Genomic DNA, 22720 nt, shown 5'->3' with positions numbered 1-22720 from the left:
ACTTTCAGGCAGGCGGCGACCCCGTCTGCAGGCTTAGCGTACCATGCGCCTTTTCCTCCTTGCTGACTGAACCGAAGGCCGTACCTTGTCCAGACTTTCCTTTCGCCAACTGTTATTCGCCGCCTTCATCCTGACGGCAGGCATCTTGACGGCCACGTCCGTGCAAGCCCTGCTGACCCTGGAACACCTGGCCCGGCTGGGACGCGAGACGGCGGCGCAGGCCATTACCCTGACGGAACAGTCGCAGCGCCTGTCCGAACGCACCCTGGCCATGGAACGCAGCGCGCGGCAATTTCTCGTGCTGGACGATCCCGTCTTCCGCGAACGCTATGCGGCGGCCCGCGCGGAGGCGCAGGCGGCCCTGCAAGTGCTGAACCGCGCCACGCCCGAGTTCGCTACGCAGCTGGCCGACGAGTGGACGGCGCAGGCGCAATCTGCATGGGAGGTATTGCAGGCCGGCAAGCGCCGCAAGCGCGATGGCCATGCCGTCGTGTACCGCGCGTTTGCCCGCATGACGCAGATCAATGACACCCTGGCGCGCGAGAGCAAGACGGAAATCGGCAGCCGCAACGACGACTTATTGGTGGAGCTGGAACGCCAGCGCGGCATGCTGGGGGCGCTGGTGGCCGGCGCCGTGCTGCTGGCGGCCGTGCTGGCCACCTGCTTCGGCTTCTTGTTGTCGCGGCCGCTGCGCCGCATCAAGACGGCCATCGAGCGCCTGGGCGAAAAACGCTACGACCAGCCCATCGTCGTCGGCGGCCCGGCCGACACGCGCCGCCTGGGCCAGCAGCTGGACTGGCTGCGCCAGCGCCTGGCCGACCTGGATGCCGACAAGGAACGTTTTTTGCGCCATATTTCGCATGAGCTGAAAACCCCGCTGGCGGCCCTGCGCGAAGGCGTGGCCCTGCTGGAAGACGAGGTGGCGGGCAAGCTTAGCGTTGGCCAGCGCGAAATCGCCGGCATCCTGCAGCAAAACACGGCCTCGCTGCAAACCCAGATCGAGGACTTGCTGCGCTACAATACCGCCGCTTTTGATGCCCAACACCTGGCGCACAGCAAGGTGGATTTGCTGGTCCTGCTGCAGGATGTGGTGGCGGGCCAGCGCCTGCAATGGCAGGCGCGCCGCCTGACGGTGGAGGTACAGGGCGCATCGCTGATCGTGCAGGCGGACCGCGACAAGCTGGCCACGGCCCTGGCAAATATCCTGTCGAACGCCGTGCGCTTCAGCCCGGAAGGCGGCACCGTGCGCTTCAGCCTGTCGTGCGAGGGGCGCCGCGCGCGCATCGACTGCACCGATGAGGGCGCTGGCGTGGCGCCCGAAGACGCCGAGCGCATCTTCGAGCCGTTTTACCAGGGCGTGCGCCAGGCGGCCGGCGCGCGCAACGGCAATGGCATCGGCCTGTCCATCGTGCGCGAATACATTGCCGCCCACGATGGCAGCGTCACTCTTTTACCGCGCCAGGCCGGCGCACATTTTCGGATAGAACTACCCTTATGATGACGAGAATTTCCGTGGCCGCCATGGCCGCCAGTGCGCTGCTACTGGGCGCGTGCGCCAGCAAGCCTCCGACACAGACAGCCGTGCTGGTGCAAACGCCGCCGCGCGTGGTGGTGGTGGCCGATCCGCAGCTGACCGAGCTGCTGGCGTACCAGAACGCCCTGCGCCTGATGACGCCGTCGGAACTGGTGAAGGCGCAGCTCGACCTGGCCAAGGCCGACAGCGCGCCGCAGAACACCATCCGCCGCGCCATGCTGCAGGCGGCCGTGCGCGGCACGGGCGACCTGGCCCGCGCCCAGGCGCTGCTGGAACCGTTGCTGACGGCAACAGGCAAGGAGGCGCAACTGCTGGCGCCGCTGGCGCAATTGCTCAGCAGCCAGTACGCGGAACTGCGCCGCCAGGAAGACAGCATCGACAAGCTCAACACGCAGCTGCGCGACGCCCAGCGGCGCATCGACCAGCTCAATGAAAAGCTCGAAGCGCTAAAGAACATCGAGCGCAGCCTGTCCGTGCGCCCCGCCGCAGGAGCGCCAAAATGAGTGAACAGGCCCACATTTTATTGGTCGACGACGATCCCGACCTGCTGCGCCTGCTGACCATCCGCTTGCAAGCGGGCAATTACCGTGTCACGGCCGTGGGCAGCGCGGAAGCGGCGCTGGCGCGCCTGGCCGTGGAATTGCCGGCCCTGGTCATTACGGACGTGCAATTGCCGGGCCGCGACGGCCTGGCCCTGTTCGATGAAATCCGCCGCCAGCATGCGGCCCTGCCCGTGATCCTCTTGACGGCGCACGGCACCATTCCCGACGCCGTCGACGCCACGGCGCGCGGCGCGTTTGCCTACCTGACGAAGCCGTTCGATGGCAAGTCGCTCATGGAAAAGGTGGCGTACGCCGTCAATCTCTCCACCGTGATGCCGGCGCCCGCAGCGGGCGACGAGAGCTGGCGCGCCGAGCTGATCAGCCGCAGCGCGCAGATGGCCGAGCTGCTGGCCGAAGCCAAGCTGGTGGCCGGCTCGGACGCCAGCATTTTGATCCGCGGCCCCAGCGGCACGGGCAAGGAATTGCTGGCGCGCGCCCTGCACAACGCCAGCCGCCGCGCCAAGGCGCCGTTTATCGCCGTCAACTGCGGCGCCATTCCCGAGCAGCTGCTGGAATCGGAACTGTTCGGCCACGTGAAGGGCTCATTTACGGGCGCCGTGGGCAACCGCGAAGGCTTGTTCCAGGCGGCCGATGGCGGCACCCTGTTTTTGGATGAGATCGGCGACATGCCGCTGCCGCTGCAGGTGAAACTGCTGAGGGTGCTGCAGGAACGGGCCGTGCGCCCCGTCGGCGCCGACCAGACGCGCCCGGTGGACGTGCGGCTGCTGTCGGCCACGCACCGCGACCTCGATGTGGCCATGACGGAAGGGCAATTCCGCGAAGACCTGTATTACCGCCTCAACGTCGTCACCTTGACCCTGCCGCCGCTGGCCGAGCGCCGCGAAGACATTGCCTTGCTGGCCAACCATTTCCTGCAGAAACTGGCGGCCAAGTACCAGAAGCCCCTGAACGGCTTCGCCCCCGATGCCCTCACGGCATTGGTGGCCGCGCCATGGCCCGGCAATGTGCGCCAGCTGGTCAATGTCGTCGAGCAAGTGTGCGCGCTGGCCACGGCGCCGCTGGTGCCCTTGAGCCTGGTGCAGCGGGCGCTGCGCGTGCCGTCGCTGGAAGCGCTCAGCTACAACGAAGCCAAGCAGCGCTTCGAGCGCGACTACCTGATTCAATTGCTGCGCCTGACGGACGGCAACGTTGCCGACGCGGCCCGCCTGGCCGACCGCAACCGCACGGAGTTCTACCGTCTATTGCAGAAATACGAGCTGACGCCGGCCCTGTTCCGGGCCGACAGCGACCCTGTCGCTGAATAGCGACAAAAATAAAGTCTTATGAATCAACGACTTATTTTAAAACATTGATATTGTTGCCATACCTTGTCGCTGTCAGGCGACAAAAAGCCCGGTTTTCCGGGGCGGATTGCCGGAAAAAGTGCGGAAAAAATCGGGAGTGAATATAAGTCGTTGATTTTAAATGAAAATTAAAAGCTGGCACGGTGCTTGCTGTATGGGTAGATGTGACGCTCCAAAGTGTTGCTTTAACCAAGTAAGAAGCTTTTAACTTCATTGAGAGGAACTACCATGCAAACATCGAAACTGTTCAATACCCTGGTTGCCGCTATCGTTCTGTCGGGCGCCTCGATCACCGCTTCGCATGCAGCTGACTCCGCACCAAAAGCACAAGCTCCTGCTGACACCGTCGTGGCCGCCAACGCTGCCGCAGCCGTCCCTGATGAAACCATCACTTCCTCGGCCAAGGCCGCCCTGAGCGCCGATGCGCAAGCCGCTGCCCTGCCAGTCAAGGTAGCAACCCAGCAAGGCGTCGTGGTCCTGTCGGGCGACGTGCCGAGCGCCGAAGCGGGTGACCGCGTCGTGCAGATCGTCGCTTCCGTGAGCGGCGTGAAAGAAATCAAGAACGAACTGAAAGTCAAAGCCGCCGGCTAATTGCCCTCGCGCTGTACTTTACTCCGGGTTGCCCTGTCTGCGGACAGGGCATTTTTTTGCCTGCTTCAGTTGGTCTTGACGGTTTCTACAGCTGCTTGCGGAGGCAGCGCTGGCACCGGAGCTGGAGCTGTGGCGATGTCCCGCATCTGGATTGTCGTCGTATTGGGATAATCAAATCCCGCGCCTGTGTTCCGGTCGACAATGTAGCCGATGCCGCCGCCCAGCAGAATATTGCCCCATACGGCGCCATTCGACTTCGATACCAGAGTCGAATTGCCAGAGAGATTGCCCTTCTTGCAGTCGACGATCATGTCGCCGGTGCTCTTGTGCACCATAACGCTGCCAGGGCTGACAACGAACCAGTTTCCTGCATCGTTACTGAGATTGCAGCCAATACCCGACACTTCCTTGCTCTCATGGATGGTCTGGATGGAAACAGGCTGAAATTTTTCGCCCGAGACGGAGGCGCAGCCAGTTAATGCCAGTGAAGCTAAAACAATAGATAACTTATGCATATGGACCCTAGATGTAGTTGTAATTTTTGGAACAAACTAGTGTAAATTGGCATTGTTTATTTATCTATGAAAATATTTTAATTGTGGAAATTTTGTTTCTTTTTAGATGAATTTCTGGAAGCGCGAATAATGCGGACAGTAAAGCCTCTTTCATTCCACACAATGATTTTTAGCGATGATGAATCGAGTTCAACGGTAGAATAGCCTGCACTGGCGCCGCTCCCGGCGCTGTTTGTCATCTCAGGCACAGCGTTGCAAGGCTGCGCCGTTACCAGGCTACCGCATGTCTTCTTTCTCTCCCGCCACCTTGTTGCGCAATCTGAAACCCGATAATTTCACCATCGCCCTGCTCGTAACCGTGGCATTGGCCAGCTTCCTGCCCTGCACGGGCCAGACGGCCGTGGTCTTCGGCAATATCACCACCATCGCCATCGGTGCCCTGTTCTTCCTGCATGGCGCCAAGCTGTCGCGCGAAGCCGTGGTGGCCGGCATCATGCACTGGCGCTTGCACCTGCTGGTACTGGCCAGCACCTTCGTCCTGTTTCCACTGCTGGGCCTGGCCCTGCGCCCGCTGGCGCTGACCTTCCTCACGCCCGAACTGTACGTGGGCATCCTGTTCCTGTGCGCCCTGCCCTCGACCGTGCAATCGTCGATCGCCTTGACGGCCATGGCGCGCGGCAATGTGCCCGCTGCCATCTGCAGCGCTTCGGCCTCGAATTTCATCGGCATCTTCCTCGCGCCGATTCTCGTCGGCTTGCTGGTGGCGAAAGGCGCGGAAAGCAAGTCCTCGGTCGATGCCGTGCTCTCCATCGTCATGCAGTTGCTGCTGCCTTTCCTCGCCGGCCAGTTCCTGCGCCGCTGGATCGGCCGCTGGGTGGACCGCCACAAGGCCATGCTGAAATTCGTCGACCAGGGTTCCATTTTGCTGGTGGTCTACACGGCCTTCAGCGAAGCCGTCAGCGAAGGCCTGTGGCACACGATTTCCGTGGAAACCCTGGTGGCGCTGGGCGTGTTCAGCATCCTGCTGCTGGCGCTCGTGCTGGGCCTGATGACATTCATCAGCCGCCGCCTGGGCTTTTCCAAGGAGGACGAGATCGCCATCGTTTTCTGCGGCTCGAAGAAAAGCCTGGCCAGCGGCGTGCCCATGGCCAAGGTGCTGTTTGCCACCCACTCGCTGGGCATGGTGATCCTGCCGCTGATGCTGTTCCACCAGATCCAGCTGATGATCTGCGCCGTGATCGCGCAGCGCTATGCGCGCCGGGATGAGGGGCAGGAAGTGCCCGTCTCGACATCCTGAGCGACGGCTCCGCTTCCCATACCGCGCCTGGCGCGGTATTTTTTTGCCTGTGCGCAGGGCGAAGCCTTGGATAGGCACGCCAGACCGTGGGAGAAACACTTCGGGACATTCAGTTCGATAAGGCAGTTACTTTTCAAGCATTTTTTGTGTTGTAATGTATCGGGCCGACATGCAATATTCAAGGTTGGAGATCGCCAGGAAGATGCACATGAACGATGAGAGTGCCAAGTCCGGGTTTGCTGTGCGAAAAGAGTTGCTTGATAAATTGCAATGCTAATCCGGGACGTGTTCATGAGGTCATTTGCAAGAATCATCGCCATTTTTTCCTTGGGTGGATCGATCATTCCATTGCTTTCTCGGCTCGTATGGCATTTTCTTGATTACAGTCCATATTTCGATATGCAGCTCATGGTGTTCAAGCTGCAGCTGCTGCTATGGCCGACGTGTGTCATGATGTTGGCAGCGGCTAACCCTCAGTCGGCACCGGGAATTTTTGTGTTTTCGATGGCCGCCAATGCGGGTTTGTATGCCCTTCTTGGCACGCTGGTGTGGCTCGGATTGCGCAAGCATGCTGCTTTTTTCCTTATCGCCGGCATAGGATGGGGCGTGATCTGGTGGAAACTGCTCTCGTTATGAGAGGCAAAGCAAGAAGTTTTTTTTGCTGGCTGAATATTGTTATTGAACAATATGGTCATGGTCATTTTCTGCCGCATGCGGGGCACAACGCACTTGCTAAATGGCGCCTGGCTTTGGTGTCGGCGATCGCCTTGTACGCCAGCGCGGGTGCCCATATGCCTGCGCGCTTGCCCACCAACCTTTTCTGCAGCATCCTCAGTTATCGACGGCCTCCACCGGCATATTGATGGCCACATTCAAACTCTCCACGATGCCATCGCGCGATGACTCGTCGTAGCCGCGGTACACATTCCGGATGCGGCCGTCGCGGCCGATGATGAGCAGATGCGGGATGCCCTGGACGCCATACAAGGTTGCGCTTTTCTTGCCCGGATCATAGGACATGCCGAGCGTCAGCTTGCTGAGCGCGCGGCTGACCTTGCGGAAGACATCGCGCTCTTCCGTGTTGATGGCGATGACTTGTACCTTGTCCGTGCCTGCCGTCTGCTGGATGCCTTCGAGAATGGGCAGCTCCTTCAAACAATACGGACACCAGGTGGCCCAGAATGACACCACCAGCACCTTGCCCCGATAGTGGCTGACGGCCAGTTCCTTGCCCTCCAGAGTCTTGCCCAGGTAGTCGGGGGCCATGTCGTCGGATGCTGGCGCCGTGGACGGTGCAGGCAAACAGCAGAAAGGTCAACAGCCGGCGCAGGGGCATATGCCTTGCGCGAAGTGAAGTGAGGAGCGAGCATAGCAAGCTGGCCAGGCTCGATACACACACATTGTCACGCAGGCGCCGTCAGCAAGCGATGTCGTTGCTTCTGGCTAGCCTTTCAGCAACGCCTGCGCCCGCCTCAAGCCCTCGACAATCACCTTGTAAGCCTGCCGCCGGCTCGCCGCATCGGGCGCGCGCAGCACGTATGACGGGTGGTACACGGCGACCAGCCAGCGGCCCTCATGCTGCACGGGCGTGCCGATCAGCGGCGCCATGCCCGCCGCGCCATCCTGCAAAACCGATTTCAACGCCGTGCTGCCCAGCGCCACGATCACTTGCGGTTTTACGCGCTGGATTTCCTCTTCCAGCCAGCCATGGCAGGCGAGGATTTCGCGCTGGGCCGGGGTCTTGTGCAGGCGGCGCTTGCCGCGTGGTTCCCACTTGAAATGCTTGACGGCGTTGGTCAGATACAGGCTGTCGCGCGCCATGCCTGCTTCCTGCAGGGCCTGGTCGAGCACCGCGCCGGCCGGGCCCACGAAGGGCACGCCCGCCAGGTCTTCCTGGTCGCCCGGCTGCTCGCCGACGAGCATGATGCGCGCCTGGGCCGGCCCCATGCCGGGCACGGCTTGCGTGGCGCTCTCCCACAGCGCGCAGCGGCGGCACTGGTCCAGCGTGGTGGGCAGGTCGCGCGCGGGCTGGGCGCGCTCGGCGGTGATGGGGATCATGGTGGCGCCACCGCGCTGGCCGACGCTGGCAGTCTGGCCCGTGCGGCGTTCGCCGTTGGCGGCGGCGCTCACCATGGCGGGCACGATGGCGCCTTCGGGCAGGTTTTTCCAGAAGCGCGCGGGGATATGGCTGTGCAGCAAATCCGCATTCACGCGGGCCGGGTTGAAGATGCTGCGGTAATAGGTCAGCCACAGGGCTTCGCCCGCATCGTCGATCTCGGCCGCGCCACGCAGCAGGGCCGGTCCCGCGTGCAGGGTGGCGCCATCCCACAGCATGCTGGCGTCGGGCGTGGCGATCATCCAGCTGGTCGATCCCATGCGGCGCGCAAAGTGGCGCGCCACTTGCGGCAGCACTTCGTGCGTGGGTTCGAACCAGGCGACAAAACGCGGTGCCCCTTGCGCTTCGCCGCGTTCGCGGAAGCGCACATACGCATGCATGTCGTGCTCTTCGCGCCGCACGGCCTTGGCCATGGCGTGCAGGCGCGCGCCGTCCGCGTCGGCCGGTGATAGTACGTCGTGCTGGCCCAGCTGCCAGCGCCAGAGCACCTGATACAGGAAGGCCCAGCGGTCATGCACATTGAAACAGGCGGCGGCCTGCAGCAGCTCCACCAGCTGGCGGGGCAGGCGCAGCATGGGGGCGCCGGTATCGGTCGCCTCTGGCGGGGAGGAAAACAGGTCGCCCTCGCCTGGCCGCGACTGCCATTGCACGCGTGTGGGCGGCACCTGGCGGGCGATCAGTTCGCGTGCCGCCGCGCGCCACGCGTCGAAGGACTGCGCCAGCCGGACAACAGCGTTCATGCCGCCTGCAGCTCCGGCCACAGAGGCATTTGCTGCGGCGCCTCCGCCATGGCGCGGCGCAGGTGCTCCGATGCCGTGGTGTCGCGCGCGGGAAAGTAGTCGGCCGTGATGATGAAGGGGGCGATTTTCTTCATGCTGCAGCGCAGGCGCGACAGGTCGGCGTAGCGCACCTGCCGCAAACGGCGCAGGTCGACGATGCGCTGCGCGTTGCGCAGGCCGATGCCGGGCACGCGCGCGATCATGTGCTGCGCCGCGCGGTTCAAGTCCAGCGGAAAATGTTCGCGGTGCGCCAGCGCCCAGGCCAGCTTGGGATCGATGTCCAGCGCCAGGTTGCCGCCTGCGGCGGGCAGCAGTTCGCTGGCCTGGAAGCCGTAGCTGCGCAGCAAAAAGTCGGCTTGGTAGAGCCGGTGTTCGCGCAGCATCGGCGGCGGCGCCAGCGGCACGCTTTTCGGGCTGTCGGGAATCGGGCTGAAGGCCGAGTAGTACACGCGCTTGAGTTTATAGCTGCCGTACAGGGTCTCGGCCGTCGAGAGGATTTGCTGGTCGTCGCTGGCATCGGCGCCGACGATCATCTGCGTGCTTTGCCCGGCGGGCGCGAAGCGGGGCGACTTCGGTTCCTCCGCCTTTTCGTCGAGCTTGCGGCGGATGGAACCCATGGCCAGCTTGATCGTGTGCACGCTCTTTTCCGGCGCCAGTTTCTGCACGCTGTCCTGCGTGGGCAATTCGATGTTGACGCTGAGGCGGTCGGCATAGCGGCCCGCCTGCGCGATCAGGGCCGGATCGGCATCGGGGATGGTTTTCAGGTGGATGTAGCCGCGGAACTGGTGCACCTCGCGCAACTCGCGCGCCACCTGCACCAGCTGCTCCATCGTGTAGTCGGCCGACTGGATGATGCCGGAGCTGAGGAACAGGCCGTCGATGTAGTTGCGCAGGTAAAAGTCGCTCGTCAGCTTGACCACTTCGGCCACCGTAAACCGCGCGCGCGGCACGTTCGAGCTGCGGCGGTTGACGCAGTACTGGCAATCGTACAGGCAGTAATTCGTCAGCAAGATCTTGAGCAGCGAGACGCAGCGCCCGTCCGGCGTATAGCTGTGGCAAATGCCCATGCCCGTGGTGGCCCCAAAGCCATCCTTGCCGATGGAATCGCGTTTGGGCGCGCCGCTGCTGGCGCAGGACGCATCGTACTTCGCCGCATCGGCGAGGATTTCCAGCTTGTCCGTCAATTCCATGGCTCATCTCGATATACTGTGTTTTTGTACAGTATAGCAGGAATGCCGTGAGATGCCAGTTGCCCCAGGCGGCGTTTTTGAGCGGAAAAGAATGCCCCTCGCACGGTAAGGACATTACATATAAGCAATGAATTTAAGTGCTAGGATGTCAATGTTAGCTGGATTTTCACAGTCTTTGAAAATCTTAGCCAAAAACACTCCGATCCATTCCCATGTTCAGCCTATTCCAGAAAAAACACGTTTTATTCTTCCTCATCCTTTTCTTCCAGAGTCCGTTCTCATACAGCTATACCATGCCGACGATCACCGTGACCGCCGAGCGGGAGCGGCAGGCTTATGAAGATTGCGTCGCCATGAGCGGTGTCTTTTGCCGCTGGCCTGGCGACATGTCCGACTTCTACGACCGTCCTTCGCGCGGCGCCGGCACGCCGGGTCCCGCCCATACCGATGCCGCGCCATCGAATGCCAATACGAATATCGACCGCTGCGGCGCCCTGACGGCGCACCCGGTGGTCATTGCCACCGGCGAGAAGATCAAGCCCGAGGTGGATTTCCAGTCCCTGGGCCTGTACGGCCTGGGGCTGAAGCGAACCTATCGCAGCAAGCACGCGGTCGGCACCTTGTTCGGACCACAGTGGCTGTCCAGCGTGGATGTGCCCAGGCTGAAGGAGCCGAATTGCGGCAACGCGGGAACGGGACGATGCATTCCCCGCTCCGTGACGGTGACCGCTCCCACCGGCAGCACGACCAATTATCAATTCGTCGGGGAGAACGAGTTCCCCTCGCCTCAGGATCCTCGTGCAAAATCTTATTTGTATCTTTCCGGAAAATCCGCGCGCAGTGGCGAAATGGTGTATACCCCCGGTGCCGGCTGGACCTTGTGGGCCAATGGCAATACCTATACCTATAACAAAGTGGGCGCCATTGTCTCGATCGTGGAGGGTGCCGGCGCGCAACTCAATTTTCAGTACGGCGCCAATCCCAGTCAGCTTGCCAGCGTCAGCAACAGCAGTGGCCAGCTGATCCAGTTTACCTGGGGCGGCAACGGCAAGGTGAGCCGCGTGCGTGATCCTGCGGGCAATGACTGGAACTATGAATACCATGCCAGCGGCATGCTCGCCAAGGTCACTGCGCCGGCCAGCCAGGAAGTGCGCGAGTATCACTACGAAACGGCCAATCCCGCTCTGTTGACGGGGATCAGCATCAATGGCCAGCGCCATGGCCGCTACGCGTATTTTGCCGATGGCCGGGTCAGCGAGAGCGGCCTGGAAGGTGGGGAGGAGCGCGAGACCTTTGTCTACGGCGCCAATCAAACGACGGTGACCGATGCGCGTCAACAAGCCACTACCTACAAGTTTGCCCTGATCGGTGGCGAGCTGAAGCCAACAGCGGTGTCCCGCGCCGGCACGGCGACGTGCGCCGCGGCGGCCGCCAGCACCGCGTATGACGCCAATGGCTATGTCGACTATACGCTGGACTGGAATGGCAACAAGACGGACTACAGCTATGATGCGGGCGGCCGCCTGTTGAGCAAAACGACGGCGGCTGGCACGAGCGCGGCGCAGACGGTCGTGCATAGCTGGATCGGGAATGAGATTGAAAAAACCGAATACCGCAATGCAGGCAACGTGGCCTACTTGCGCGTCAGCTACACCTACTACCATGCGTGGGCCCCGTCAGGAAAACTCGAGAGCGAAACGTGGGACGACCTGAAGACCGGCAAGCAAAAGAAATTCCTGCACACGTATGCGTTTTATCCGAACAGCACCATGTCGAGCTGGACAGTGTCGCGCAGCCTGCCCGGCGGCGCGGCAGTCACGCGCTATGACTACGACACGCGCGGCAACCTGACCGGCATGACGAATCCGCTTGGCCACCAGCAAGCGTGGGCAGGCCATGACGGCATGGGCCGCCCCGCGAGCTATACCGACAGCAATGGCGTCCCCAGTACCTATGCCTACGATGGCATGGGGCGCCTGCTGGCGGCCACGCTCAACGGCAGCCGGACGACGCAACTGGCCTATCATGCGGGCGACCTGGTGCGGTCCATCAGTTATCCGGACGGCAGCATGACGCAGTATCAATACACGGCGGGCGGCCGGGTCGAATACGTCGGCAATGCACTGGGGGAATTTACGCATATTGCCGTGAACGTCGCGGGTAACAGTGTCCGCAGCAGTTCCACCTTGCACAGCGCTGATGCCGGCGCCGCTGCGCCGGTGGCGGTTACGGTCGGGGAACGCAGCGCGATGACGGAATTCGACAGCCTGGGCCGCGCCTATGCCGAGGTCGGCAATCATGGCCAGCGCCTGGACAAGCGCTATGACCACAACGGCAACCTGGCCAGCGTCACCGATGCCGCCGGACGTGCCACCCGTTATGATTATGACGCTGCCGGCCACCTGCTCAGGAGCACGGCGCCCGATGGCGGCGTCACGCAAATGGAGTACGACGCCGACGGCATGCTGGCGGCGGTAACAGATCCGCGCCCGCTGCAAACGCGCTATGCATACAATGGCTTTGGACAGGTCCTTAGCCAGTCGAGTCCGGACACGGGCACGACCAGCTATGCCTACGATAGCGCGGGCCGGCTGGCGAGCAAGACGCTGGCCAACGGTAAAGTCATCCAGTACGCATGGGACAGCCTGGATCGCCTGATTTCGCGCGCCGGCAATGGCGTGACGGAAACTTTCCTTTATGACGAAGGCGCTTTTGGCAAGGGGCGCCTGACGCGTTTCAGCGATGCCACAGGCTATACGGCATACGCCTACAATGCGTTTGGCCAGATGACTTCACAGCTGAACAATATGTTCGGCACCGGCTTTACCACCAGCTGGAGCTATGATGAGATGGGCAGGCTGTCCAGCCTGAGCTATCCGACGGGCCTGGTCCTCCACTACCACTACGACAGTAGCGGCCGCATTGCCTCTGTCACCAGCCAGGGCGCCTGGCCGGTGATTGCTGATTCCTTCCTGTATCAGCCTGCCATGGAGCAGCGCTATGCCTGGCGCTTTGGCAATGGCGTGCCGCGGATCGCGCGCCTGGATGCCGATGGGCGTATTACACAACTACATGGCCATGGCGCGCACAATTCCGTATTTGAATTCAACAATGTAGACCTGATCAGTTCTGTCAGCGACTACCTGGACAATTCCCTGTCGCAGACCCTGGATTACGATCGCGCCAGCCGCCTGAAATACGTTGCGCGCAGTGGCGATTCGCAAGCCTTCAATTGGGACTTGGCGGGCAACCTGACGGATCATAGTCGCGAAGGCGCGGGATACATGCTGGCGGTGGAGCCGCACAGCAACCGCCTTGCCGCCTGGCGTGGCAATGGCCAGAGCCGCGCCTTCGCGTATGACGGCGCCGGCAATGTGGTGGGGGAAAACCGGCACGACGGGAATCGGACCTATGTTTACGATGGGCTCAACCGCATGAGCGGCATGGCGGTAAATGGCGTGCATCTGGCCAACTATCGCAATAATGCCTTGAACCAGCGTGTCTACCGCGAAGTTGGCGGCACGCATACTCCTGCAATTTATGGACCGCAAGGAGAACTGCTGGCCGAGTTCGGCCCGCAACCCACCAGCTATGTCTGGCTCGGTGGCGAACTGATGGGAATTGCCCGCGGCGGGCAGTTCTATGCCAGCCATAATGACCAGCTGGGCCGTCCCGAAGTGTTGACCAATGCCGCCGGCGCCATCGCCTGGCGCGCCGCCAACGCCGCGTTCGACCGCAAGGTGGTCGTCGACACCATAGGCGGCCTGAATGTCGGTTTCCCGGGCCAGTACTACGATGCCGAATCCGGCCTGTGGTACAACTGGCACCGCTACTACGATGCATCGCTGGGACGGTATCTGCAGAGCGATCCGATCGGACTGGCGGGTGGCATGAATACCTATGCCTATGTGGAAGGCAATCCGATTCGCTATATCGATCCCTTGGGCCTGCTGAAGTTTTCTCCGGCATTCCAGCAGGCATATCCGAAGTCGGCTGCACGCCTGAATCAAATGGGGGCGAAGGTCAATGCGAGGATGTATGCGGCATTCAGCAAGTATGGGCAAGCCTCGAAGTGCGATGTCGATGCCGCCTTGGCAAAAAACAGCGGGCCATCCGTGGTGGACAAAACGCTGCAAAAAATGGTGGCAGGGTATCAGCCCGGCACTTCTGAACTCATGATGGATCAACGATTCTTGAATGGTTTTGAACACGGTACCGTATCTGACAGGTTGTTTGACGCCACCGTTTTGCACGAACTGACGCATTATTTGGATTGGCGCGATGGTTCGCCATTCCCGACAGAGGCTGGGAAGAATTTTGAAGTCTATGTTTGGGGGGAGGTTATTAACAAATGATGAATTTAGTATGGAAAGTTTTTTTTCTGTCTGTTTTGTTCGCAGCTGAGGCTGTCGCGTCCACCAATGCCTGCGACAGGAAAATTGGCGCTTTGCAGATTGGTGTCGTGCTGGATAAGACGATCGCCGCCGCACACGAATCAGTTGGCGTGACCGTTATGGTGGCGAATACCGGCAGAGATACGCTGCATCTGCCGTCCTTCATGGAACTGGAGTCCTATTGGCTGCGTTTCGAGGTGGTCAATGAAAAAAATCAGCGGGTGCGCTGGTTGGGGCCAGAAATGAAAATACTGGAGACAGATGACAAGGTGTCCTTGGAACAAGGTTACCAATGGGGAAGAAAGTTCCACGACTTTGAGCGACGCTACGATATATCCAAGGCCGGCACATATCGCATCCGGGCCATTTATGGCATATCGCCAGAGGGCCGCTGTCCCTTTGGCCGCGTCGTCTCGGAAGTCGTCAGCTTGCGCATCCGCTAGCGCGCGGCGGCACACGCGGTCCGGCGAAGGATGAGCAATTGCGGCACGCTTCCCTCCTTGCCGTACCATGAAGCCGCGTCCAGCGCATGGCTGCGGCTTCCCCCTTTGCTCTTTGCCATTGCTTGACCCACGCAATGGCAGAACGTTATATATCGGTGTATATTACGGGCCTTGTTCTCTTCTCATTAAGGATACGACCATGCGCCTCACTTCCCTCGCCAAGCTCCTCGGCACCGCCCTGCTCGCCAGCGCCGCCTCGTCCGCCTTTGCCGGCGAAGTGGTGGTCTCGGCCGCGGCCAGCCTGACGAATGCGTTCAAGGATGCGGCGCAGGGCTATGAGGCGCAGTACCCGGGCAGCAAGGTGTCCCTGAACTTTGCCGCCTCGGGCGTGCTGCTGCAGCAGATCGTCAAGGGCGCGCCCGTGGACGTGTTTGCCTCGGCCGACCAGGAAACCATGGATGCGGCGCAAAAACAGGGCCTGGTATTGCCGGCCGACCGGCACGATTTCGTCGGCAACAGCCTGGTACTGATCGTGCCGCACGATAGCAAGCTGGGTATCAAGAGCCTGACAGACCTGACGCAGAAGGGCGTGACGCGCGTGGCCATTGCCAATCCGGCCAGCGTGCCCGTCGGCCGCTATTCGGAAGGCGCATTGAAAAAGGCGAAACTGTGGGACGCCGTGCAGCCGAAAGCCATCAGCACGCAGAACGTGCGCCAGTCGCTCGACTACGTGGCGCGCGGCGAAGTCGATGCGGGCTTCGTGTATGGCACCGACGCGGCCATCATGAAGGACAAGGTCAACGTGGTGCTGGAAGTGCCGCTGGAGGCGCCCGTGCTGTATCCGATCGCCACCATCAAGGATAGCGCCAACCAGGCCGAAGCGAAGCGTTTCGTCAGCTACCTGCAGACGGCGCCGGCGCAAGCCATCCTCGCCAAATACGGTTTCAAGAAGCCATAAAGCAAACGACGGCACATGGATATCGCCTGGACCGCGCTGGCCCTGTCGCTGAAGGTGGCGGCGTGGGCCACGGCGCTCAACTTGTTGCTTGGCATCGGTACGGGCTACCTGCTGGCGCGCACGCGCTTTCCCGGGCGCGAGCTGCTCGACGCCCTCCTGACTCTGCCGATGGTGATGCCGCCCACCGTGCTCGGCTATTACCTGCTGGTGTTGCTGGGCCGGCGCGGCACCCTCGGCATCTGGCTGCAGGAACACTTCGGCATCAACCTCATCTTTACCTGGCAGGGCGCCGTGATCGCTTCCACGGTGGTCGCCTTTCCCCTCGTTTTCAAACCGGCGCGCGCCGCCTTCGAAGCCGTCGATGGCCAGCTGGAACAGGCGGCCCGCGTGCTGGGCATCTCGGAAATGGCGATTTTCTTCCGCGTGACGTTACCGCTGGCATGGCGCGGCATCCTGGCCGGCGTCTTGCTGGGCTTCGTGCGCGCGCTGGGCGAGTTTGGCGCGACCCTGATGGTCGCTGGCAGCATTCCCGGCAAGACGCAGACCTTGTCCGTCGCCGTGTATGAAGCCGTGCAGGCGGGCCAGGACGACGTCGCCAACACTCTCGTGCTGATCACGTCCATCGTCTGCATCGTCGTGCTGCTGTCGGCCGGCCGCCTGGCGCCCGGACGCATCGTTCACAAATGACGCCCATGCAACTCGACCTCGACCTCCGCGCCACCTTGCGCTCCGGCAAACGCAGTTTTGAGCTGCAGGTGCAATGCACGTCCGGCAGCCAGCGCATCGCCATGTATGGCCCGTCCGGCGCCGGCAAGAGCATGACCCTGAAAGCCATTGCCGGCCTCTTCACCCCGGACGCAGGCCATATCCGTCTGAATGGCCGCACCCTGTTCGATTCGGCCGCCGGCATCAACCTGCCGCCGCAGCAGCGCAACGTGGCCTATCTGTTCCAGGATTACGCCCTGTTCCCGCACCTGACGGTGCGCCAGAACGTGGGGTTCGGCCTGGCAAAGGGCTGGCTCAATCCGCGCGCGCGCGACAAGCTGGCAAAAGTCGACCATTGGCTTGACGCGTTTCACTTGCAGGAACTGGCGCACCAGTTTCCCGACGAGTTGTCCGGCGGCCAGCGCCAAAGGGTGGCGCTGGCGAGGGCTCTGGTGGCCGACCCGGCGGCATTGCTGCTCGACGAGCCGTTTGCCGCCCTCGATCCCGCCCTGCGTGTCAAAATGCGTCTGGAACTGAGCCAGTGGCAGCAGCGCCTGGAAGTGCCCATGATCCTGATCACGCATGATCCGGAAGATGCGCGCATCCTGGGCGAACATGTGCTCTACTTGCGCGACGGACAGATCGACCGCATGGAAGACAACAGGGCATTGGACGACAGGGTACTGGATGAGCGAATCGGATAAATCGGCAGCAACGGAAATCGGCCTGCAAGGCTCGGTATGGATGACGGTGGGCGGCGAGAACCTGGGCGGCGCGGGCCGCGTGGAATTGCTGGGCGCCATCGGCGAGTGCGGGTCCATCACGCAGGCGGCCAAGCTCGTCAAGATGAGCTACAAGGCGGCCTGGGATGCCATCGACGCCATGAACAACCTGGCCGGCGAACCGCTGGTCGAGCGCCTGACGGGCGGCAAGGGCGGCGGCGGCACGCGGCTGACGCAGCGGGGACGCCAGCTGGTCGACAATTTCCGCATCATCGAGCGCGAACATGCGCGCTACCTGCGCCAGCTGGGCAGCCAGGCGGAAGGCATCGCCGACGATTTGCTGCTCATCCGCAGGATGGCCATGAAAACCACGGCGCGCAATCAATTCCTCGGCAAGGTGGCCGCGCTGAAGGCGGGCGCCGTCAACGATGAAGTGACCCTGGAATTGCCGGGCGGCCAGCACATCGTGGCCATCGTCACGCAGGGCAGCAGCGCAAGCCTGGGCCTGGTGCCGGGCGCCGAAGCGTTCGCGCTGGTCAAGGCGTCGTCCATCATCCTCGTGGCCGACAGCGTGGGCGCGCGCTTTTCCGCGCGCAACCAGCTGGCCGGCACCGTCACCCGCGTGCAGACGGGCGCCGTCAACACGGAAGTGGTGCTCGATCTGCCGCGCGGCGGCACGATTGCCGCCATCATCACGAATCAAAGCTGCAGCGGGATGGGCATCGCCATCGGCAGCAGCGTGACGGCGATGTTCAAGGCGTCGAGCGTGATTCTGGGCGTGCCCGCCTAAACCCCAAGCAAGGACCGGGGGCGTGCCCTGAGGGGACGACCCCGGCCTTTATCTCCTGGGTTCAAACGAGCTTAATCCTCCAGCCGGGACAACCATTCCGTCGCCGCCGCCAGCGCCTGTTCCAGTTCGGCTCCCACTGCTGCCAGCAGCGCCGGCACCGCGTCGTGGCGGCCCGCATCGATGGCTTCCTCGGTGGCAAAGGCGGCGCGGATCAGCCGTTTGGTGCCCAGCGTGCCGACGGAGCCGCGCAAGCCGTGCAGGATGCGCGCCACGTCGCTGTGATGGCCGGCCTGCAGCGCCATTTCGGCGTCGCGCAAGGGCGTCATGCCCTTGTTCAGCGCGTCTTCCACCATGCGCCGCAGCACGCCGCGACCCTTCGCATCGCGGCCCATCACGCGCATCAGCGGGGCCATGGAAAACACTTCTTCATCGACGCTGGGCGCCGCGCTGGCCAGCTGCACGGGCGGGCGTTTCGGCAAGTGCCGGCTGATCACTTCCATCATCTCTTCCACCACCACGGGCTTGGCGATGAAATCGGTGATGCCGGCCGACATGCAGCGTTCGCGCTCGGAAGCCAGCACGCCGGCCGTCATGGCGATCACGGGCAGGTTCAGCCGCAGTTCCGTGCGGATCAGCTGGGTGGCGCTGAAGCCATCCATGACGGGCATCTGCATGTCCATCAGCACGATGTCGTAGCGCAGCGCTTCCGTGCGCAGCCGTTCCACCGCCTGCAAGCCGTCGCCCACCACGTCCAGGGTGGCGCCCATGTGTTCGAGGATGCCGCGCGCCACGGCCTGGTTCAAATGATTGTCTTCCACCAGCAGGAAATGCACGCCGGCCAGTTCCGTGCCCAGCGGCTGGTGCAGCATGCGCTGCTCGCTGCCGTTTTCCTTGGCGATCAGCGCCTGGTGCAGGGCGTCGAACAGGCTGGAGCCGGTGATCGGCTTCATCAGGACGACATCCGCCTCGGCCGCGCTGGAAATTTCCTCCAGGTGATTACGGGCAAAGGCGTTGACCATCACCACGATGGGCTGGCGCTGGCCGGACGCCGCCTGGCGGATGGCCTTGGCCGTGGCCAGGCCATCCATGACGGGCATGTGCCAGTCGGCCAGCACGACGTCGTACGGTTGCTGCTGCGCCAGGCGCTCGCGGTACAGTTCGATGGCGGCGAAGCCCGAATCCACCTCGTCCGCATTCCAGCCCCAGGCGTGGATCAGCTTGACGATCAGTTCGCGCGTGGTGCGGTTGTCGTCGGCCACCAGCAGGCGCAGCGGCCCCAAGGTGGGCGTGCGGCGCGTTTCGGCCGGCTGCGCCAGCACCTCGAACGGCACGCTGAACCAGAAGCGGCTGCCCTTGCCTTCGCTGCTGGCAACGGCGATTTCGCCGCCCATCATGTGGATCAGGTGCTTGCTGATGGCCAGGCCCAGGCCCGTGCCGCCAAAGCGCCGCGTGATGCTTTGATCGCCCTGGGAAAAGGCCGTGAACAGCTGGGCTTGCTGCTGGGCCGTCATGCCGATGCCCGTGTCGCGCACTTCGAAGCGCAGCCAGGCCCGCTCGTGCTTGCTTTCCGCCACGCTGACGGCCACCACCACTTCGCCGCTCTCGGTGAACTTGATGGCGTTGCCGGCCAGGTTGACGAGAATCTGCTGCAGGCGCTGGGCGTCGCCCACGAGGCGGCGCGGCACGTCCGGTTCGACGGCGATCGCCAGTTCCAGCTCCTTCTCGCCCGCATTCATGGTCATCGTCGTGGCCAGGGTATTCATGACTTCATCGAGGTCGAATTCGACGGGCGACAAGTCCATGCGGCGCGCCTCGATCTTGGAAAAATCCAGCACGTCGTTGAGGATGCCCAGCAGCGATTGCCCCGCCACGCGCACCATGGTCAGGTATTTGCGCTGCTCGGTGTTGAGCTTGGTATTGCCCAGCAAATACACCATGCCCAGCACGGCGTTCAGGGGCGTGCGGATTTCATGGCTCATGTTGGCGACGAAATCGCTCTTCGCCCGATTCGCCGCCTCGGCGCGGTCGCGCTCCTCTTCCAGTTCGCTGGCGCGCGCCTCGACTTCCTGCTGCAAGCGGTCGCGCTCGCTCATCAGGCCATTGAACGCTTCCGTCAGCTCGCCGATCTCGTCGCGCTGCTGCACCGGCACGGGGGTAAAGCGGCTGCCCGACTTGCGCAGCGACAGCAGGGTGTCGCGCAGGCGCACCAGCGGCGACAGCAGGCGCACGGTGACCCAGCCCAGCACGGCAGCGGCCAGCAGCGAGGCGCAGATGCTCCACAGCACCAGGCGCGACAGCACGCCATTGAAGGGCTCGAACGCGTCCGCCACGGGCAGCGAGGCGGCCAGCAGCCAGTTCACGGAGTTCAAGCGCTTGAAGCTGTTGACGGCCGTGACGCCGCGGCTGTTGGTGCTGACCATGCTGCCCTCGCCGTCTTCCTTCAGCAGCTGGGTGGTGACCAGGTTGGCGTTCGGCGCGCGCGGGTGCAGCAAGCGGCTGGCATCGGGGTGCAGCACATAGCGCGGCACGGCTTCGCGCGTGAGGATGAAGTAATAGCCGCTCTTGCCCACCTTGGCCGTGCGCAAGTGGCCCAGCATATTGTCCTTGTACAGGCGCAGCACGCCGATGACGATGCCGGCCACCTCGCCGTTGTTGTCCAGCACGGGCGCGACCATCTGCACGATGGGCAGATGGCTGGTCTTGCCCAGCATCGGTTCCGTGATCATGGCCTTTTTGGTGCGCATCACCGTCTGGAAGTAGGCGCGGTCGGCCACGTCGACGCCGTTGCGTCCCTGCACCTCGGGCACGTTGGCCACCACCTTGCCTTGCGTGTCGAGCACCAGCACGTCGTCGAACAGGGCCAGCATGGCGCGCTGCGTGTAGTACTCGCGCAATTGGCCGGGGTCGGCCATCAGGGAGGGCGGCTGGTGGCGCGCCGTCTGGGTGATGATGTCGAGCAGCATGGCCAGCTTGTCGTCGAGCTCGTCCGCGGTGCGTTCGATCAGCGCCGTTTGCTGGCTCAGCAAAACCTGGGTGAAGTCGTCGCGCATGTGCTTGACCTGCACCATGGTCACCACGGCGATCATGGCGATCGAGGTCAGGCTGGTGGCCAGCGCGACTTTTGCTTTAATGCCGAGAGGCTTCATGATTTCCTTTTCAGTACCCGGAGGCACAGGCGGCAGATAATGCTGTCAGGAATTTTCCTATCAATACGTCAACTTGGCAAGCACGGGCCGTGGAAATGCGCGCCCGGGCATGAACTTGTATGGATGTTGCCATAAAATTAAATGCGGGAAGTCGTTTATTGAGCGAAATAAAGGGGAAATGCGGGGAAATTGGCACATGTGAGCGCACTATGCAGTAAACTTGTTGTTGCATTTTTCTAAAAGGGTCTGACATGACAGAAGCGCTACTCTCTCCAGCCTTGCCTGCCGTGAACGTGGAAGCGTTGCGTGCGCGCTGCTCGACGTGCAGCATGCATCAATTGTGCCTGCCGATGGGGCTTGACGTGGGCGACATGGACAGGCTGGACCAGATTATCGGCCGCCGCCGCAAGGTAGCGCGCGGCGCCTCGCTGTTCCGCATCGGCGACTCGTTCCAGAACCTGTATGCCATCCGCCTAGGCCACTTCAAGACTTACCAGATCAATCCGGGCGGCGAAGAGCAGGTGACGGGTTTCCAGATGGCGGGCGAATTGCTGGGCATGGACGCCATCAGCGCCGACCGCCACCACTGCAACGCCGTGGCGCTGGAAGACAGCGAAGTATGTGAAATCCCGTTTTCTAGCCTGGAACAATTGCTGGGCAATATGCCCACCCTGCTGCGCCATTTCCACCGCATGATGAGCCAGGAAATCACGCGCGAGCAAAGTGTCATGCTGTTGCTGGGTAATATGCAGGCGACGCAGCGTTTTGCCGCCTTCATCGTCAACCTGGCCTCGCGCTACGAGGCACGCGGCTATTCGGGCAGCAACTTCCAGCTGCGCATGTCGCGCGAGGAAATCGGCAATTACCTGGGCCTGACCATCGAGAGCGTCAGCCGGCTATTGTCGAAGTTCAAGAAGGAAGGCTGGTTGCGCGTGTCGAACCGCGAGATCGAGATCTTGCAGCCAGCCAAGCTGAAGGCGATTACGGCCGGCACGGACACCTGCAAATAGTTTTATAACTCTTCATCCGCATGCAGCGCGATGGCGCGCTGTGCCGGCCAGGTCCAGATGCCGGACAGGCGCCACTCGCGCGTATTGTTTTCCACCAGTACTTGCCAGCGGCTGCGCTCCAGCATGGGCAGGGCCACGGAGAAGTTGCCGGCCGCATCGGGCTGCACCAGCAGCTTGATGTCTTTTTCCGGCTGGGTGGCATGCGCCAGGTGCAGTTGCAGCGGCGCCTGGTAAGCCTTGCCGAAGCTGTGCACGGAACCCGTCAGGCGCGCCGCCGCCACGTCATATGCCAGGCTGGTCGACATGGCCAGGTTGCTGGCGGCCGTATCGCGCCGCAAGTCCTGGTTGATGGCCTTGCCCTGCTTGTAATAGTCGCCCACCACCAGCGCATCGGGCTGCGTAAACGCGATATAGCCCATGGTGCTGCCGACAACGACGGACAGGCCCGGGCCCACCATCAGCAGCCACGGCCAGCGGTGCTTGTACCAGGGATCGGCGGAGGCTTGCAGTTTTGCGGTCTTGGACATTTTAGATCTCCTTGGGGTCAGACCCTGCGGGACTCGGCGTCCCCGTCTGGCCCCAGTATTTGCTTCTGGGTTGAAATAAATAGCTGGTACCCCAACG

General features: G+C 62.4%; 19 protein-coding genes. 13 read left to right on the top strand and 6 right to left on the bottom strand.

Annotation, left to right across the window (positions count from 1 at the left end; all coding sequences use genetic code 11):
* Positions 1–85 precede the first annotated feature (85 nt).
* The 4 genes from ACZ92H_RS10655 to ACZ92H_RS10640 all read left to right on the top strand — a co-directional run bounded on the left by ACZ92H_RS10655 (position 86) and on the right by ACZ92H_RS10640 (position 4031).
* Positions 86–1498, top strand: coding sequence for a HAMP domain-containing sensor histidine kinase (locus ACZ92H_RS10655; RefSeq protein ID WP_465049308.1), 1413 nt, complete (start codon positions 86–88; stop codon positions 1496–1498).
* Positions 1495–2037, top strand: a complete 543-nt coding sequence (locus ACZ92H_RS10650; protein WP_465049307.1) for a hypothetical protein — start codon at positions 1495–1497, stop codon at positions 2035–2037. Before ACZ92H_RS10655 ends, ACZ92H_RS10650 begins: the two co-directional genes overlap by 4 nt.
* Positions 2034–3401 (top strand): sigma 54-interacting transcriptional regulator, encoded by a 1368-nt coding sequence (locus ACZ92H_RS10645; protein ID WP_131374923.1) that lies wholly within the window; start codon positions 2034–2036, stop codon positions 3399–3401. Before ACZ92H_RS10650 ends, ACZ92H_RS10645 begins: the two co-directional genes overlap by 4 nt.
* 267 nt (positions 3402–3668) lie before the next feature.
* Positions 3669–4031 carry a BON domain-containing protein gene (locus tag ACZ92H_RS10640; protein ID WP_034752546.1) on the top strand — a complete coding sequence of 121 codons (363 nt, stop codon included), beginning with the start codon at positions 3669–3671 and terminating at the stop codon, positions 4029–4031.
* 65 nt (positions 4032–4096) lie between these two features.
* Here ACZ92H_RS10640 and ACZ92H_RS10635 read toward each other — a convergent pair whose 3' ends face one another.
* A complete protein-coding gene (locus tag ACZ92H_RS10635; RefSeq protein WP_465049305.1) occupies positions 4097–4546 on the bottom strand; it encodes a hypothetical protein in 450 nt (149 codons plus the stop codon).
* Between the two features lie 283 nt (positions 4547–4829).
* On the opposite strand from ACZ92H_RS10635, the gene ACZ92H_RS10630 reads away from it, so the two are divergent.
* Entirely contained in the window at positions 4830–5843 is a 1014-nt protein-coding gene (locus tag ACZ92H_RS10630) for a bile acid:sodium symporter family protein (RefSeq protein WP_465049303.1), read from the top strand.
* 291 nt (positions 5844–6134) lie between these two features.
* Positions 6135–6479, top strand: coding sequence for a hypothetical protein (locus tag ACZ92H_RS10625; protein ID WP_465049302.1), 345 nt, complete (start codon positions 6135–6137; stop codon positions 6477–6479).
* A 195-nt stretch (positions 6480–6674) separates the two neighbouring features.
* Here the strand turns inward: ACZ92H_RS10625 and ACZ92H_RS10620 are convergent, their stop codons facing one another.
* From ACZ92H_RS10620 to ACZ92H_RS10610, 3 genes are all read right to left on the bottom strand, one after another.
* Positions 6675–7109 carry a TlpA disulfide reductase family protein gene (locus tag ACZ92H_RS10620; protein ID WP_465049301.1) on the bottom strand — a complete coding sequence of 145 codons (435 nt, stop codon included), beginning with the start codon at positions 7107–7109 and terminating at the stop codon, positions 6675–6677.
* 177 nt (positions 7110–7286) lie between these two features.
* On the bottom strand, positions 7287–8699 hold the full coding sequence (locus tag ACZ92H_RS10615; protein ID WP_465049300.1) for a UdgX family uracil-DNA binding protein: 1413 nt from the start codon (positions 8697–8699) through the stop codon (positions 7287–7289).
* Complete coding sequence (locus tag ACZ92H_RS10610) at positions 8696–9928, bottom strand: putative DNA modification/repair radical SAM protein (RefSeq protein WP_465049299.1); 1233 nt, start codon at positions 9926–9928, stop codon at positions 8696–8698. The genes ACZ92H_RS10615 and ACZ92H_RS10610 overlap by 4 nt, the downstream gene beginning before the upstream one ends.
* Positions 9929–10221: 293 nt before the next feature.
* Between ACZ92H_RS10610 and ACZ92H_RS10605 the strand changes: the two genes are divergently transcribed.
* The 6 genes from ACZ92H_RS10605 (at position 10222) to ACZ92H_RS10580 (ending at position 17940) form a co-directional block, all read left to right on the top strand.
* Complete coding sequence (locus ACZ92H_RS10605) at positions 10222–14283, top strand: RHS repeat-associated core domain-containing protein (protein WP_465049298.1); 4062 nt, start codon at positions 10222–10224, stop codon at positions 14281–14283.
* Positions 14280–14765, top strand: coding sequence for a hypothetical protein (locus ACZ92H_RS10600; protein WP_465049297.1), 486 nt, complete (start codon positions 14280–14282; stop codon positions 14763–14765). The genes ACZ92H_RS10605 and ACZ92H_RS10600 overlap by 4 nt, the downstream gene beginning before the upstream one ends.
* Before the next feature lie 199 nt (positions 14766–14964).
* Positions 14965–15723: a molybdate ABC transporter substrate-binding protein gene (modA, locus tag ACZ92H_RS10595; RefSeq protein WP_131374931.1), complete on the top strand. Its 759-nt coding sequence runs from the start codon at positions 14965–14967 to the stop codon at positions 15721–15723.
* 15 nt (positions 15724–15738) lie between these two features.
* Positions 15739–16410: a molybdate ABC transporter permease subunit gene (gene modB, locus ACZ92H_RS10590; protein ID WP_131374933.1), complete on the top strand. Its 672-nt coding sequence runs from the start codon at positions 15739–15741 to the stop codon at positions 16408–16410.
* Positions 16411–16415: 5 nt separating this feature from the next.
* Positions 16416–17132, top strand: coding sequence for a sulfate/molybdate ABC transporter ATP-binding protein (locus ACZ92H_RS10585; protein WP_131374935.1), 717 nt, complete (start codon positions 16416–16418; stop codon positions 17130–17132).
* Positions 17116–17940, top strand: a complete 825-nt coding sequence (locus ACZ92H_RS10580; protein ID WP_465049295.1) for a TOBE domain-containing protein — start codon at positions 17116–17118, stop codon at positions 17938–17940. Before ACZ92H_RS10585 ends, ACZ92H_RS10580 begins: the two co-directional genes overlap by 17 nt.
* A gap of 71 nt (positions 17941–18011) precedes the next feature.
* Here ACZ92H_RS10580 and ACZ92H_RS10575 read toward each other — a convergent pair whose 3' ends face one another.
* Entirely contained in the window at positions 18012–21086 is a 3075-nt protein-coding gene (locus tag ACZ92H_RS10575) for a response regulator (protein WP_131374939.1), read from the bottom strand.
* A 251-nt stretch (positions 21087–21337) separates the two neighbouring features.
* On the opposite strand from ACZ92H_RS10575, the gene fnr reads away from it, so the two are divergent.
* Entirely contained in the window at positions 21338–22096 is a 759-nt protein-coding gene (fnr, locus tag ACZ92H_RS10570) for a fumarate/nitrate reduction transcriptional regulator Fnr (RefSeq protein WP_071325969.1), read from the top strand.
* 2 nt (positions 22097–22098) lie between these two features.
* On the opposite strand, the gene ACZ92H_RS10565 is transcribed toward fnr, so the two are convergent.
* Positions 22099–22623, bottom strand: coding sequence for a FixH family protein (locus ACZ92H_RS10565; RefSeq protein ID WP_465049294.1), 525 nt, complete (start codon positions 22621–22623; stop codon positions 22099–22101).
* Positions 22624–22720 lie beyond the last annotated feature (97 nt).

It is taken from the genome of Janthinobacterium foliorum (assembly GCF_978021625.1).
The sequence above is the reverse complement of the archived record's forward strand: the minus strand, read 5'-3'. Positions and strand labels throughout refer to the sequence as shown.